The sequence below is a fragment of the Jeotgalicoccus sp. ATCC 8456 genome, assembly GCF_016313225.1.
In the GTDB taxonomy this organism is placed as follows: Bacteria; Bacillota; Bacilli; order Staphylococcales; family Salinicoccaceae; genus Jeotgalicoccus; species Jeotgalicoccus marinus.
Genome location: NZ_CP066224.1, coordinates 1116946 through 1131923, shown reverse-complemented (window position 1 = coordinate 1131923; position 14978 = coordinate 1116946). Strand labels below are relative to the sequence as shown.

The window sequence follows — 14978 nt, the reverse complement described above, 5'->3', positions numbered from 1 at the left end:
TTTAAAGAACACTTAAGCGCTATAAATTCGAAGTTCAATATTTCAAGGGGGATTTACAAAGTGAAGTTATTAGCAAAACTGATTGCTGGTATCGTTGCGGGTATTATTGTAGGTGGGGGTTACTACTTACTCGGTCCAGATGGTACAGAAGGACAGATTATGGAATTCATCGTTAGGTTATTTGTGACATTAGAGTCAATCTTAGGCGCCTTTATATTCTTTACGATTCCATTTATTATTTTATTCTTTATTGCATCAGGGATTTCACAAATCGGTACCGGTTCAGGTAAGGTTGTTGGTGCGACTTTAGGTGTCGCTTACTTATCTACTTTAGGTGCGGGTATTTTAGCTTACATTGTTGCATCTTTCGTGATGCCACGTATAACTGAAGGAAGTTCTGTTCCTGAAGAAGGGACAGGCCTTGAGAGTTTTATCGAGTTTGAATTGACGCCAATTATTGACATCTTACCAGCGCTAGTATTAGCTTTTGCAGTCGGAATCGTCATGAACGTCTTAAAGCTCGACTTAATGATAAAATTCTTCGACCAAGGTAAAGACATCACAGAATTCATTATCGAAAAAGTTATCATTAGAATTCTACCGTTTTACATTGCCGGTGTTTTCGCTGGAATGGCAGCAACTGGCACAGTATTCGATACGCTAAAAGTGTTTGGTGTCGTCTTATTAGTTGCGATTATTTTACACTGGGTTTGGTTAACGATTCAATATACAGTTGCAGGTTCAATATTGAAGAGAAATCCATTTGCTATGTTGAAAACGATGCTACCAGCATACTTTACAGCCCTAGGTACAATGTCATCTGCTGCAACGATTCCTGTCACATTAGAACGTGCGAAGAAAAACGGAATTAGAGAAAGTATTGCTGATTTTGTAATACCATTATGTGCAACTATTCATTTATCAGGTTCAACGATCACAATCGTCAGTTGTTCATTAGCAGTTATGACGATATTACCTGAGTACAGTATGCCAGGATTCTTTGAAATGGTTGGGGTCATCTTACTACTTGGGGTTGTAATGATTGCAGCACCTGGAGTACCGGGTGGCGCAATTATGGCAGCGAGTGGTGTCTTAATGACTAACTTAGGCTTCAACGAGGCGGCAGTTGCTTTCATGATTGCACTTTACGTCGCGCAAGATAGCTTTGGTACGGCAACGAACGTTACAGGTGATGGTGCGGTAGCAGCAGTCATCGATGGTTATGAACAAAAATTGAACAAAGACGTATAAATCAAAGGTCAAAGACAGTCTAAAAGGTGATAGACTGTCTTTTTTTGTTATAATAATATAGGTAGAATTATCACTATGTTAGAAGGTATTTAAGTGAAAAAGAGAATTATTTTATATTTAGTTATCGTCATTTGTTTTTTAGACTTATTTATTCAGTTGCCGATAATTACCCCCTTTGTTCTAGAACTTGGTGCATCTGAGTTTATGGCAGGGATTGTTGTTGCTACATATTCACTGTTTAATATGGTCGGAAACATGGCGGGCGGTTACATGTCCGATAAGTACGGTCGGAGAAATACACTCCTGTTCGGAATGATTATGCAGGTGTTTTTCGTTTTAATCTACACGATGACACCATCAATAGGTATTCTTCTACTTGTACGTGCGATTCACGGTTTCTCAAGCGGACTTCTAACCCCAGCTGCATTTAGCTTAGTTGCTGATATATCAAAACGTTCGGCAATCGGTAAATCTATGGCCCTAACAGGTGTGGCCATTGGGACTGCTGCTATATTAGGCCCTGCATCGGGCGGAATCATTGCGAGTCTGGTGAACTATGAAACAGTCTATTATGTGTTAGCTATTGTTTATGTCATTGGTACAATCATTGTCTATTCTGCCATCAAAGAAAGTTCGACAGAAGGCAGCCGTGCACATCATAGTCAAACATCACTTAAGGAATTATTGTTAAGACCATCATTAAATGTGGCCTATATTTCATCGTTTACTTTGATGATTTCACAAGGTGCCTTGGCTTTTGGTTTGCCAATAAAAACTGATCTGCTTGATTTAGAAGCATCCAGTACAGGTATGATGCTCAGTGTCTTTGGTGTGACAGCGATTATTATCTTCATATCACCTATAAATAAAATATACACAGCTTACAAGAGTGAAAGCTTAGTTGCACTTGGATTATTAATCTTAAGTGTAAGTATGATGCTCTTACATTTCGTTCCGTCTGCAGCTATGATTTTCGCTGTCATGGTCATTTATGGAATTGGTTTCGCAATGACGTTCCCATCCATGAATAAAATTATTGCTGAATCGTCAGAAATGCACGAACGGGGTAAAGCAAATGGTATCTTTTATTCTTACTTTTCTTTAGGTTCTGTTGCTGGTTCCACAATTGGAGGCTACTTCGCAACAGTCTTTAACCTACCCTTCTTAGGTATTGGTTGTGTCACCATTATAATGATTATTATTATTATTTTAATGCTTGCCCTAAGGATGAAATGGGTAGATTCAGTACATTAGGAGTGGTTGTATGGAAAAAAAGAAAGTTTTACTAATGGGTGTGAACGGTAGAATTGGTGAGCATTTATATGAAGAACTAAAAGATACCTCTGAACTCTATGCATTTTCAGCAGCACATGAAGAAGATTACTTTGAAGATGTGAACTTTATTAAGAAAGATCTCTTTATCTTACCTGATGTTGAGGATGCATTAGCCGGAATTGATATTGTTATCTTCTATGAAGACCCTATTATGAGACTGAATCGATTAACTCAAGGGAAATTCAGTGACTTATATATGTTAATCGCCGATAATATTGCTCGGGCAAGTATGGTAAATGAAATAGAACAAATTATATATATAGCAGATGAACTATCCGATGGTAGTATACTTTCTGTTCTAGGTAGTTACGGCACCCCAGTTAATGAAACGCAGACACCAATAAGACGTTATGGTAAGAATTTAAATTATCGTATTAAAGACTACAATAGTGTTAGAAGTGTACAAAGGGCCCCCATGCCTTCGGGCTGGACTATAGAAAATATAGCTTGGTACTACTTTGGCTGGTTGGATGAGATTGTCTATAATTTTGTTAATACTGTAATAGAAAATAAGACCGTCTATATTCATTTACTAGACAACCCTTCTCCTGTATTAATATTGAAATTAAACGAAGAATCATCAACTGAAGATATCATTATCTTTGAAATTATCGGTGGTAAATTAAGAAAAAATATGGCTAAGAAAACCCAGCGTTTTGAGTTTAGAAAGCTTGCTGTGTCTGATGAATTTATAATGGCCTTACATGACTATGAACCATCTCTACCTTGGCCAATATATAAATTAACACAAGCACCGATTCACCTTTTAGTGAGTCGCATTTACCAAGTAGAGATGATTATCAATAAGACTGTCCCTGAAAAGAGATCCAAAAACAATTAAATCTACGAAATAAGGAAGATGAACAATGGGAAGAAAATGGAATAATATTAAAGAAAAGAAAGCTCAAAAAGACCAGAACACTAGCCGTGTCTATGCAAAATTCGGCAGAGAAATTTATGTCGCGGCAAAGAAAGGTGAACCTGATCCTGAAGCGAACCAAGCCTTAAAGGTTGTCTTAGAAAGAGCGAAGACTTATTCAGTTCCCAAACACATTATTGATAAAGCAATTGAAAAAGCAAAAAAAGGTGGCGAAGAAGAAAACTTCGATGAATTGAGATACGAAGGTTTTGGACCAAGTGGTTCAATGATCATCGTTGATGCATTGACCGATAACGTGAATCGTACAGTTTCAGAAGTGCGTGCAGCCTTCGGGAAGAACGGCGGAAATATGGGCGTCAGTGGTGCGGTATCTTATATGTTTGATAGCGTATCAGTATTTGTCTTTGAAGGCTTTGACGAAGAAGCAGTATTGATGCATTTAATGGAAAAAGAAGTCGATGTTAAAGATGTGACTTTAGAAAATGAGATGACAGTGGTCTATGGTGAACCGCATGCCTTTAACGATATCAAAAATGCACTGGATGAACTGGGTGTTGAAGACTATAAGGTTGCAGAACTTGCGATGATTGCTCAAAATGAAGTTAACCTTGAAGATGAAGACCAAGAAAAGTTTGAGCATCTCATCGATGTCTTAGAAGACTTAGAAGATGTTTCCAATGTATTTCATAATGTAAACTTAGGATAGTTTTTAGTTCCAATGGTTGATCTTTAAGTGATAAAAATATGAAGGGATGAATCAAGATGGATTTTAATTATCAAGGAAAAGTGGCAGTGATTACAGGCTCAAGTAAAGGAATCGGTAGAGAAACAGCAGAACAGATGGTTAAACTTGGTGCGAAAGTTCTACTCGTCGCTAGAGGAGAAGAAGGACTTAAAAAAGCACAAGCGGAAATATCAGAGTTTGGTGAGGTCTCATACATTGCTATTGATATTACCTCTGAGGATGCTGGTGAAAAAATTGTCAATAAAGCACTTGAAGAATATGGGCGTCTAGACGTACTTGTTAATAATGCGGGTAGTTCATTTGCTAAAAGCTTTGAAGATATTGAACTTAGTGACTGGGAACAAGATATCGATTTAAAAGTACTTGCAGCTGTTAAAATTTCTAAAGCAGCCATCCCTCACTTAAAAAACAAGGCGGTGCGATTTTAAACCTAACCGCAGTTATGGGTAAAACACCACAGGCAAATTCACTACCAACAACGGTATCTAGAAGTGCTGGTTTAGCACTGACTAAGGCAATGTCTAAAGATCTTGGTCAATACAATATCCGCGTTAATGCTGTATGTATCGGTTTAATACGTAGTGATCAAATTGAAAAGCGTTGGCAAAACAATGCACCTGATTTAAGCTGGGATGAATACTCTAAGAAAATTGGAGAGAATATCCCACTAGGTAGAATCGGGGATACGAGTGAAGCGGCTAATGTTATTACCTTCTTATGCTCAGATTTAGCATCATATGTTTCGGGGACTGCTGTCAATATTGACGGTGGTAGTGGACACGCTTGGTAAATAAAAAATATTATATACGAGTCTTAGTTATCCTAAATGGGATATCTAAGACTCGTTTTTTGTATATTGCCGAGGGATGAATATATGTCCATTCGTTGCTGCCATAATCGCTTTAATGGAATGTAGACGGTTTTCACCTTGAATAAATTGCTTTCCATATGGTGCATTAAAGACCTCGTCTGTTACTTCCATTTCATCTAAACCATAGTCTTTTTTTATCTGTTGACTAAAGCTAGTTTTCGTATCATGAAAAGCAGGCAGGCAATGCATGAATATGAACTGCTCATGTACATCTTTAAGCAAGGCTTCATTTACTTGATATTCTTTTAGTAAATCAAGACGTGCTTCAATCTGATCTTCTTCACCCATGGAGACCCAGACATCGGTATAGATCACGTTGGCGTCTTTAACTGCACTATGCACGTCACTAGTTAAATGGATCGTTGCACCGGATTCTTTTGCATATAACGATGCTTGTTTGCTATAAAATTCATCAGGTAAGAGACATTCAGGCGAAGCGATTGTCATGTCGACACCTAAAATCGCTGCTGTAACCAACAGAGAATTTGCGACGTTGTTACGGCCGTCTCCAACATAGACCACTTTAATACCTTGAAGCGACCCGAAACTTTCTTTAATTGTCATGAAATCCCCAATCATTTGTGTCGGATGACACATGTCCGTTAAGCCGTTCCAAATGGGAACGCCTGCATGAGCAGCTAGTGTTTCAATAGTGTCCTGACTTGCTCCACGGAATTGAATTCCATCAAACATGCTACCAAGAATCTTTGCAGTATCTTGTACAGATTCCTTATTACCGAGTTGTATATCATTAGTGCCTAGAAATTCAGGATGCGCACCTAGGTCATTAGCAGCTACTGTAAAGGACGCACGAGTACGTGTAGAAGTTTTCTCGAAAAGTAACGCAATACTTTGTCCTTGTAAGTACTGGTGAGGAATATTGTTTTGTTTTAAAGCTTTTAAATGAATCGCAAAGTCAATGAGGTAGGTCAATTCTTCTTTAGAAAAATCTGTAGTTGTTAAAAAACTTTTGCCCTGAAAATGCATAAAGACCTCCTAAAAATATTATATAACTAATTAATATACTTTGAATTGTATAAATATTATTAAATGTTGTTTTACATCATAACCAGTAAATACTTAAAAAGCAAGTTTAAATGAATAATATTTTATAATTTATAGACAAAATAGTGTATTAACTGTACTATAATATGTAATACAGTTAGTTGGAGGAGGTAAATTATGTTTGAAATTGATCTTAAAAGCCGACAACCCTTGTATGAGCAAATTGTTGATAATATAAAACAACAGATCATTAAAGGCGTACTTCAAGCTAACGAGCAGTTACCTTCCGTTAGAACATTGGCAGCAGAACTGACAATAAATCCTAATACCATTCAAAAAGCGTATAGGGAATTGGAAAGGCTAGGCTATGTGAGCTCACTTCCGGGACGTGGAAGTTTTGTTAATGAAATAACGAATCAAGTGAATCAAGAGAGAATAAGGGTGATTTTAGAATCGCTTAAAGCGCCGATTGGTGAGCTTGTCTTTCTTGAGGTATCGAGCGACGAGGTAAAGGCATTTGTCGATGGAATTTATAAGGAGAAGGAGGATGGTTATGAAGCTGAACATTAATCAAGCGACAAAGTATTTTGGAAAAAAAGTGGCTGTGGATCATATAGAAATGGATATCGCACCAGGAACCATACATGGTTTACTTGGCTCAAATGGAGCGGGTAAGACGACCTTGATGAAAATTATGGCGGGTGTTTACAAGGCGGACAAAGGAAGTGTCACTTATGATGGTGCTGATATTTTTGAGAGTCCCAAAGTAAAAAATGATGTGATTCTCCTTCATGATATTCCATTCTTTTTTAAGGGTGCAACTTTGAAAAAGATGGCTAATTTTTATCAGGCAATGTATACGAACTGGTCATCTGAGCGCTTTGTACAGTTGTCTCAACACTTTGGTCTCGCTCCAAATACTCAACTAAATTAGCTATCAAAGGGAATGAAACGCCAGGCATCTTTTATATTAGCGTTCTCAAGTCGACCGAAAGTACTTCTTTTAGATGAGCCTTTTGATGGCTTAGATCCAATTATGAGAAGACAAGTTAAAAATATTATGATGCAAGATATCGCTAATCATAAGATGACGGTCATTGCTTCAAGTCACAACTTAAGAGAAATGGAGGACTTATGTGACTCAGTTTCTATCATGCATCATGGTAAGATCCTATTTAATCAAGACTTGTCTGAAATTAGAGGGAGTCATTGTAAATTACAGATTGCCTTTAAAACGCTACCTGACAATAAATTTTATGAAGATTTAAACGTTGTACATTCGAGTCAAAAGGGACGAATTATCACATGTATTATTAAAGGGAATCTCTCTAAAGTAGAAGAAAAAGTGAGTAAGTATAACCCATTAATGTACGATATATTGCCATTAACACTAGAAGAAATATTCACTTATGAAATGGGGGAAATGGGTTATGAAATCTCAAATGTCATTGTTGAATAGAAATCTACTGGGTCATTTCACGGGTCTTATATTTTGGATGACAGTGGTCTACATGGTCATGAATATTATCGCCTTACCACTCATCATTTGGATAGACACCATGAATAATAACATGATTGTTGGTGGTTCAGTTAGAAGCAGTCTATTGGAATTGTCTGCTGGACAGCAAATAATCGGTTTAGCATTTTCGACGCTTGTCGGTATGTTTCTAATAAACTACTTGTATAAGGTAGATTCATCAGATTTTATACATTCCTTACCCATAAAGCGCTCAAACCTACTTATTCATGTTCTGATAGTAGGATTTTTAGCCATTGTCATCCCTCTCTTGGTAAATGGTTTAATACTTGTGGCAGAAAGTATGACAATTGCTACGAATATTACACTTTTAGAAATAGGGAAATGGTTAGTATATTCAATTTTTACACATCTAGTGATGTTTTCTATCGCCCTTTTCACAGGCTATTTAGTCAACGGATCATTCTTACATTTACAAATAATAATTTTGATTTTATTTTTACCGATTGTCTTATGGACACTCATTCATGGTACTGCAAGCTTACTCTTTGACGGTATATCAACTGATATAACAGCTTATATCCAACCGGTCTTAGATGCGACTTTTCCTATATTGGCAGTGAATCAACTATACATGGGGTTAAATGTTGGGCTGAGTTTGATTTTCGGCATACTAGCAATTATCCTTATTATCTTATCTTTTGTCCTATATAAGTACAGAAGAAATGAGAGTGTGCATTTGAGTTTTAACTTTACCTGGTTAAGAAACCTACTCATTGCTCTAACAACAATCACGGGCATGTTAGCACTGGGTGTTGTTGTATCCTTTTTACTACAGCAATCCGTTATTATCTCCATTATTAGTTTTAGCGTCGGTGCATTGGTGTCATACCTTGTCATTGAAATGCTCTTTCAAAACAGTGTTAAAATACAATTTCAGTGGCGTTCACTGATTCTAACTATAGTATTGATTATCATTTTTTGGATTATTTTTGTTTTCGCCTTCACACGATATGTGGAAGATATACCTGAGACAAATGAGATTGAGAGTGTCAGTTTAAATAATGATGCCATGATGATGGACCAAGCATCTAGGAAATATCTTGAAGCTGGTTATGGTTTTGACGATTCTAAAGGTGCGATTCAAATGGCGAGAACAATACACGAAATTGCTAGTGAAGAACGAAGTCGTCCAGATTTTTCAAAAGAGATGGAAGCAACAATCAATGTGCAGTATAAAATGAAGGATGGCAGTATAAAGACCTATCAATTTAATACTTTAAATTCTGATTCAGAGGCAGTTCAGTTAATGGATCGTCAGCGTTTTAGTGAGTATCAAAAGCATGAAGATGTACTTGCTTATGCTCAACAAACGCCTAAACTTATCGGTATCAGCAGTAATGAATATAATGTCGATTTAGATAAAGATATAGTCGACAGTTACAAAGCATCTCTCGCTGAACTTTCACTTTACCATTCGGTCATTGTTAACGAGACAGGGCAAATTGGCCTGAATCTAAACTATGTAGATGATTCTATTTATGGAACAAGCTCGATTTATAATCCTGCAATAACAGAAAATGTTGAGAATAAAGATGAGGTTTTAAGTCTACTAGGCATTGATAAGACAAGTGTATTGTACACAGTTAATCTTGAAGAGAATGAATACGAAGCGTTTGTAACCGACTATGAGACTTTAACAGTTGATGAATTAGATAAGAAATATGAACTAAAAGAAGTAGATGGAAATGACTTTGTTACTGATTTTTCAAAACAAGATATCGATCCTACCAGTGGCAAATTACTCTTATACAGTTATCCTGGATTTATTGAGGACCCACAGGCAGAGTATGAAACATATATGAATTACAGTCTCCTATCGATTCGATAAAATATAAGCAAAAGTTATAGAGATAGCAAATATAAATGCCTATCTCTATACTTTTGTTTAATTTTTTTTGTATAATTACCATTAGGAGATGAATGCCATGAAGTTGAAGTATCTGGATAAGAAAAAATGGCGACGCTTAGTGCGTTCAAAATACGATGAAACCGTACTGACTTACAAAGGTGAAAAAATCCTGGTCGGTATGATTCACATGCATAAGGTACGTGAACCCCTTGTGGTACCAGTCGTTGGTAAAGATACACTCGTGGCAGCCAACAATTATAAATGGATGCAACTCCTACCTGAAAATAGAAATTACAGTCTAACAGTCATGTACGATGAACGTTGGACAGAGATACAGTATTATTTCGACATTAATTATTCACACACATTAGAACCTGGTAAAGCGAGACGGGAAGATATGTATCTTGATGTTTTGGCCTTACCAGATGGTCGATATGAACTTGTCGATGAAGAAGATATCAAACGTGCTTTAAGAAAGGGAAAGATTACTAAAAAAAGAAAGAGATTTTGCCTATCAGGTCGCAAATGATTTAATGCATGAAATCGACAGTAATTTTTCACAGTTTAAGGCGCTAGCAGATTTTGCACTAACTGAACTTAAAAAATTAATGTAGCCATTCCGGAAACCGTGAATGGCTTCTTAAATGGAGGTAGTATCGTGAAAGTAGATGATTACCGTTTACTTGCAACACTGAGTGAAGCCAAAACTCTACGTAAAGCTGCAGAAAAATTATATATATCACAACCGGCAGTCAGCCAAAGATTGAAATCCATCGAAGATGAGTGGGGCGTGCAGATTTTTATTAGAACAAAAAAAGCACTATACACTACAGGTGTTGGAGAAAAAATTATAGAGCATGCTAAAAAGGTTGTCGACGAAGAAAGCCGTGTAAAAGATTATATTCTAGCGAATGAAGGTGAAGTAGAAGGGAATATTTCAATTGGTGTGTCATCACTAATTGGGTACTCGATATTACCTGATATTCTCTATAAGTATTTAAATGATTTCCCGAGTGTAAATGTAAAAATAAATGTAGGTTCTACTCAAGAAATTATCGCTAACCAAGGTGAATATCACTTGTCAATTGTACGTGGCTCTCGGGTGTTGAATAAGGAAAATGAGCTTTTATATAGAGACCGTCATTATCTAGTGACCCCGAAAGATTCGAACTTTGAAGACTTAACAATCATTGAGTTCCAGGCGGATCCTGCCTATATCACTCATATTAAAAATTTCTTTGAAGCACGCTTTAACACGAAGTACGAACCACAAATCTTTGTGGATCAGATTACAACGTGTCGTGAACTATTACGTAAAAAAGTTGGCATTACTGTACTACCTGAACTTGTACTTGAAGGTTTGGACCTTGAAAATTATCATATTGAAGAAGTCATGGTTGAAGATAGTCCGCTGATAAGGGAAACATTTTTATCGTACGATAAAAGTGTCTTGATGTTACCGCAAGTCGCATCTTTCGTAGAATTGATTAAAAATGAAAGCAAGCTAAGAGACTAAAATAAGATGGACAAGCAATGATTAAAGACTTATTCCAAATTCAAAACTATAAATTATTTTTAATGAATATGACGATGCTCGGTATGGCTGTTGCAATCACAGCCCCGTTCCTTGTTATTTTCTTGACTGAACACCATGGCATGTCATCATCAGCTTACGGTATATTTATGGCCTCAGCTGCTGTTGGGAGTTTTATCGTTAATACGATTATTGGTCGCTTTAGTGACCGGTTAACATTCGACCGTAAATATTTAATTATCGCAGCTTTACTAATGCAAATTTGTGCATTTTTAAGTTTCTTAATCATCCCAAACACTTGGATTTTAATTATTGCTTATATTCTATTCTTCTCACTAGGTGCACCGGCCATGCCGCAGCTCTATGCCTCAGCAAGAGAATCTATTAACCAGTATCGTTCTAGCATCGCTGTAATGGCAAATACGATTTTGCGTTCAATGTTTAGCTTTGGATTCTTATTTGGACCTTTAGTCGGTTCCATTTTACTTGCACGTTATGATTTTACAGGATTGTTCTTTGGCACAGTAATCATGTTTTTAGTTGTATTTATGTCGAGTTTCTTGATTAAGAATTCTGCAGCCCCTGCAGAATCTACTGCAATCGAAATTACGAGTTATGAAGAGGTCGAAAGTCCGAACATAATGAAGAGCCTTACTTTATTCGTGCCTTTTATAGCCTTTATTTTTCTTCATGTCGGACAGTGGATGTACCTCTTAAATATGCCACTCTTTGTAACGGGGTATTTAGGCGAACGAGATAGTGCTGTTGGTATCCTTGCGAGTCTTTGTGCAGGCTTAGAAGTTCCCTTGATGATTTTAATGGGCTATGTCGCATCGAGAGTATCATCTAAAACACTGTTAATCATTGCTGGTTTTATCGGCAGTATGTATTTCTTATCAATCGGTATTTTTGAAAGCTATACGATGATGTTAATTGGACAACTTCCCTTAGCTTTATTTTTAGCAATTTTACTAGGGCTCGGGATTTCATACTTCCAAGACCTATTACCACAATTTCCTGGTTATGCATCGACGCTATTTGCCAATGCAATGATTGTCGGGCAGTTACTTGGTAACCTACTGGGTGGATTTGCAAATGACCTTCTAGGCGTTGAAAATTCATTCTACATCAGTGCAGCATTCTTGTTTACAGCATTTATTCTATTCTTCTTTACTAAAAAAGAAGTTAGAAAAGGAGATATTTGATGGATATTATTTTATGGATAATCGTCATAGTCAGCTTCATCTTAGGCTTTCTAGGCGTCATTTACCCGGTCATCCCGTCTGTTATTATGTTTTGGGTCGGCTTTTTAGTCTATACTTTCTTCATCGGAGACGAGTTATCGTGGATGTTCTGGCTGATCGCTAGTGCCCTAACCATTGTGACTTTCATCAGTGACATTGCAGCCAACTCTTACTTTGTTAAAAAGTTTGGGGGAAGTAAGCGAGGCGAACTTGCAGCCATTATTGGTGCCATCGTCGGAATGTTTATTTACCCACCATTTGGTGTATTATTCGTACCATTTGTCTTTGTATTTATCGTCGAATTCGTGCAGATAAAGGATATGTCAAAAGCCTTTAAGGCAGCAATAGGGTCATTCTTAGCCTTCATGTCCAGTGCAGTGTTTGATGTGATTATCTACATCTTCCTAGTACTATTCTTCGTACTCGATGTGTTTGTATATTAAGTTTTCGGTTAAGGCGTGTACCTTTATGGTGCACGTCTTTTTTATGGTGGTGTGGAGTTGGGCAGTGATAAGTGGTGATGAAACCAAGGACTTATCACCAGCCCCTTAAGTAAATATCTTTAAAATACAAAAAAACCGCAAAGCCTTTAGGGTTTTGCGGGATAATCATATATCTTATGACCTAGTATATTCGTCTTGTTCAGAATGAACTGCTTCTTCACTTTCATCATCCAGTATTTCACGTACATTGTACATTTCGTACTGAGCCTCGTGTTTACCACTTTCGATATCTAAGGCGTAGTGACAAGCGACTTCATGATGACCTTCGTAGCCTTCACCTTTTTGCTCTAGATCAGGATCAGCTGTACGACAGTGATCTGTCGCGAAAGGACAACGTGTGTGGAAGCGGCAACCTGTTGGTGGATCGATTGGAGAAGGCACATCACCACGTAAGAAGATACGCTGTGATTTATTTCTCGGATCGGGTACAGGAATCGCTGATAATAAGGCTTTTGTGTATGGGTGCTGTGGATTTTCAAAAATCGCATCCGTATCCCCAATTTCAACGATTTTACCTAAATACATAACAACGATACGGTCTGCAATGTGTCTGACAACACCTAAGTCATGTGAGATAAATAGGTAAGTAAGACCGAATTCTTTTTGCAGGCGTTTTAATAAGTTTAAAACCTGCGCCTGAATTGATACGTCAAGTGCGGATACTGCCTCATCACAGATGATGAGCTTAGGATTAACAGATAAAGCTCTTGCAATACCGATACGTTGACGCTGACCACCTGAGAATTCGTGTGGATAACGGTCGATTTGGTGTCTCTGTAAACCAACTGTTTCCATCAGTTCAATAATTTTTTGTGTGCGTTCTTTACGAGGCACAACTTTTTGAATGTCCATTGCTTCCCATAGTGTTTGTCTAACCGTTTTACGTGGGTTAAGTGACGCGTATGGGTCCTGGAAGATAATTTGCATATCTTTTCTCATCTTACGCATTTCATCTTTAGACATTGATAAAACATCTTGACCTAAGAATTCAACCTTACCATTTGTTGGCTCATCAAGGCGTAGGATTGCACGGCCAGTTGTGGATTTACCACAACCTGATTCACCAACAACTGCAACTGTTTCACCTTCTTTGATTTGGAAGGTAATACCATCTACTGCTTTAACATGGTTGATTGTTCTACCGAGAAAGCCCCCTTTAATAGGGAAATGCTGTTCTAAATTCTCGACATTTAATAAAGTTTTACTTGGCATTCAGTTGCACCTCCTTATCTCCGTCCCATTGATCTGTATGAATCCAGCATCTCACTTCGTTACCCTCTCCAACACTTTCTAATTCAGGGAGTGTGTTACAAATGTCTGATGCGAATGGACAACGTGGTGCGAAACGGCAACCTGTTGGCATTTCGTCTGGAGCAGGGACGTTACCCTTGATTGGAATGAGTTCATCTTGTGTTTTGTCATGTCGTGGTAGTGAGTTTAAGAGACCGACTGTATAAGGATGTTTAGGATTCTCAAACAAGGTATAGATATCTGCGTATTCTACAACCTTACCTGCATACATTACGGCAACGTAGTCACAAGTTTCTGCTACGACACCAAGGTCATGAGTAATCATTACAACACTCATACCGATTTCTTCTTGCAGTTCTTTGATGAGCTCTAAAATTTGAGCTTGAATTGTTACGTCTAGAGCGGTTGTTGGCTCATCGGCAATAAGTAATTCAGGTTTACAAGCAAGTGCCATGGCAATCATGACACGTTGTCTCATCCCGCCTGATAGTTCGAAAGGATACTGATTCACACGTTTTTCAGGTGAAGGAATACCGACAAGTTCGAGCATTTCAATCGCACGTTTTGTACCTTCTTTTTTTACCTAAGCCTTGGTGTATCTTAAATGATTCTCTCAGCTGTTGACCGATTGTAAATGTCGGGTTTAGTGATGTCATTGGTTCCTGGAAAATCATAGATATTTCATTACCACGTACTTGACGCATACGTGCATTTTTTGCTTCTGTTAGTTCTTCGTCTTTATATTTGATACTCCCACTCTTGATCTTACCTGGTTCTTCAATCAGTCTTAAAATCGATAGGGCAGTAATACTTTTACCAGAACCACTCTCACCAACGATACCTAAAGTTTTACCCTTAGGTACTTGGAATGTTACTCCATCTACTGCCTTTACTTCATTGTCACCAACAAAGAAGGAAGTGCGGAGATCGTTTATATCGAGAATTATATCTTCTGACATGAATTCCTCTC

General features: G+C 37.5%; 14 protein-coding genes and 2 pseudogenes. 13 read left to right on the top strand and 3 right to left on the bottom strand.

Annotation, left to right across the window (positions count from 1 at the left end):
• The first annotated feature begins 60 nt into the window (after positions 1–60).
• From JEM45_RS05750 to JEM45_RS05730, 5 genes and pseudogenes are all read left to right on the top strand, one after another.
• On the top strand, positions 61–1251 hold the full coding sequence (locus JEM45_RS05750) for a dicarboxylate/amino acid:cation symporter (protein ID WP_166626223.1): 1191 nt from the start codon (positions 61–63) through the stop codon (positions 1249–1251).
• A gap of 93 nt (positions 1252–1344) precedes the next feature.
• On the top strand, positions 1345–2505 hold the full coding sequence (locus JEM45_RS05745) for an MFS transporter (RefSeq protein ID WP_235678830.1): 1161 nt from the start codon (positions 1345–1347) through the stop codon (positions 2503–2505).
• A 10-nt stretch (positions 2506–2515) separates the two neighbouring features.
• Positions 2516–3427 (top strand): Rossmann-fold NAD(P)-binding domain-containing protein, encoded by a 912-nt coding sequence (locus JEM45_RS05740; RefSeq protein ID WP_051220516.1) that lies wholly within the window; start codon positions 2516–2518, stop codon positions 3425–3427.
• 25 nt (positions 3428–3452) lie between these two features.
• Positions 3453–4172 carry a YebC/PmpR family DNA-binding transcriptional regulator gene (locus tag JEM45_RS05735; RefSeq protein ID WP_026866946.1) on the top strand — a complete coding sequence of 240 codons (720 nt, stop codon included), beginning with the start codon at positions 3453–3455 and terminating at the stop codon, positions 4170–4172.
• A 56-nt stretch (positions 4173–4228) separates the two neighbouring features.
• Positions 4229–5001 (top strand): annotated as a pseudogene (locus JEM45_RS05730) (SDR family NAD(P)-dependent oxidoreductase).
• Positions 5002–5046: 45 nt separating this feature from the next.
• Here JEM45_RS05730 and argF read toward each other — a convergent pair.
• Complete coding sequence (argF, locus tag JEM45_RS05725; protein WP_166626225.1) at positions 5047–6069, bottom strand: ornithine carbamoyltransferase; 1023 nt, start codon at positions 6067–6069, stop codon at positions 5047–5049.
• 195 nt (positions 6070–6264) lie between these two features.
• On the opposite strand from argF, the gene JEM45_RS05720 reads away from it, so the two are divergent.
• From JEM45_RS05720 to JEM45_RS05690, 8 genes are all read left to right on the top strand, one after another.
• Entirely contained in the window at positions 6265–6657 is a 393-nt protein-coding gene (locus tag JEM45_RS05720; RefSeq protein ID WP_026866943.1) for a GntR family transcriptional regulator, read from the top strand.
• Positions 6641–7021 carry an ATP-binding cassette domain-containing protein gene (locus tag JEM45_RS10915; protein ID WP_235678829.1) on the top strand — a complete coding sequence of 127 codons (381 nt, stop codon included), beginning with the start codon at positions 6641–6643 and terminating at the stop codon, positions 7019–7021. Before JEM45_RS05720 ends, JEM45_RS10915 begins: the two co-directional genes overlap by 17 nt.
• A gap of 12 nt (positions 7022–7033) precedes the next feature.
• Positions 7034–7546 (top strand): ATP-binding cassette domain-containing protein, encoded by a 513-nt coding sequence (locus JEM45_RS10910; protein WP_235678828.1) that lies wholly within the window; start codon positions 7034–7036, stop codon positions 7544–7546.
• Entirely contained in the window at positions 7518–9455 is a 1938-nt protein-coding gene (locus tag JEM45_RS05710) for a hypothetical protein (protein ID WP_198687079.1), read from the top strand. The genes JEM45_RS10910 and JEM45_RS05710 overlap by 29 nt, the downstream gene beginning before the upstream one ends.
• A 97-nt stretch (positions 9456–9552) precedes the next feature.
• Entirely contained in the window at positions 9553–10005 is a 453-nt protein-coding gene (locus tag JEM45_RS05705; RefSeq protein WP_235678827.1) for a ribonuclease FAU-1 family protein, read from the top strand.
• Positions 10006–10134: 129 nt separating this feature from the next.
• A complete protein-coding gene (locus tag JEM45_RS05700; RefSeq protein ID WP_198687078.1) occupies positions 10135–10992 on the top strand; it encodes a LysR family transcriptional regulator in 858 nt (285 codons plus the stop codon).
• Between the two features lie 17 nt (positions 10993–11009).
• Complete coding sequence (locus JEM45_RS05695) at positions 11010–12215, top strand: MFS transporter (protein ID WP_198687077.1); 1206 nt, start codon at positions 11010–11012, stop codon at positions 12213–12215.
• Positions 12215–12697 carry a DUF456 domain-containing protein gene (locus tag JEM45_RS05690; protein ID WP_198687076.1) on the top strand — a complete coding sequence of 161 codons (483 nt, stop codon included), beginning with the start codon at positions 12215–12217 and terminating at the stop codon, positions 12695–12697. Before JEM45_RS05695 ends, JEM45_RS05690 begins: the two co-directional genes overlap by 1 nt.
• A gap of 174 nt (positions 12698–12871) precedes the next feature.
• Here JEM45_RS05690 and JEM45_RS05685 read toward each other — a convergent pair whose 3' ends face one another.
• The gene (locus JEM45_RS05685; protein WP_198687075.1) at positions 12872–13969 is read right to left on the bottom strand and encodes an ABC transporter ATP-binding protein; all 1098 of its coding nucleotides are present in this window, start codon (positions 13967–13969) and stop codon (positions 12872–12874) included.
• Positions 13959–14967 (bottom strand): annotated as a pseudogene (locus tag JEM45_RS05680) (ABC transporter ATP-binding protein). The gene JEM45_RS05685 and the pseudogene JEM45_RS05680 overlap by 11 nt, the downstream one beginning before the upstream one ends.
• Positions 14968–14978 lie beyond the last annotated feature (11 nt).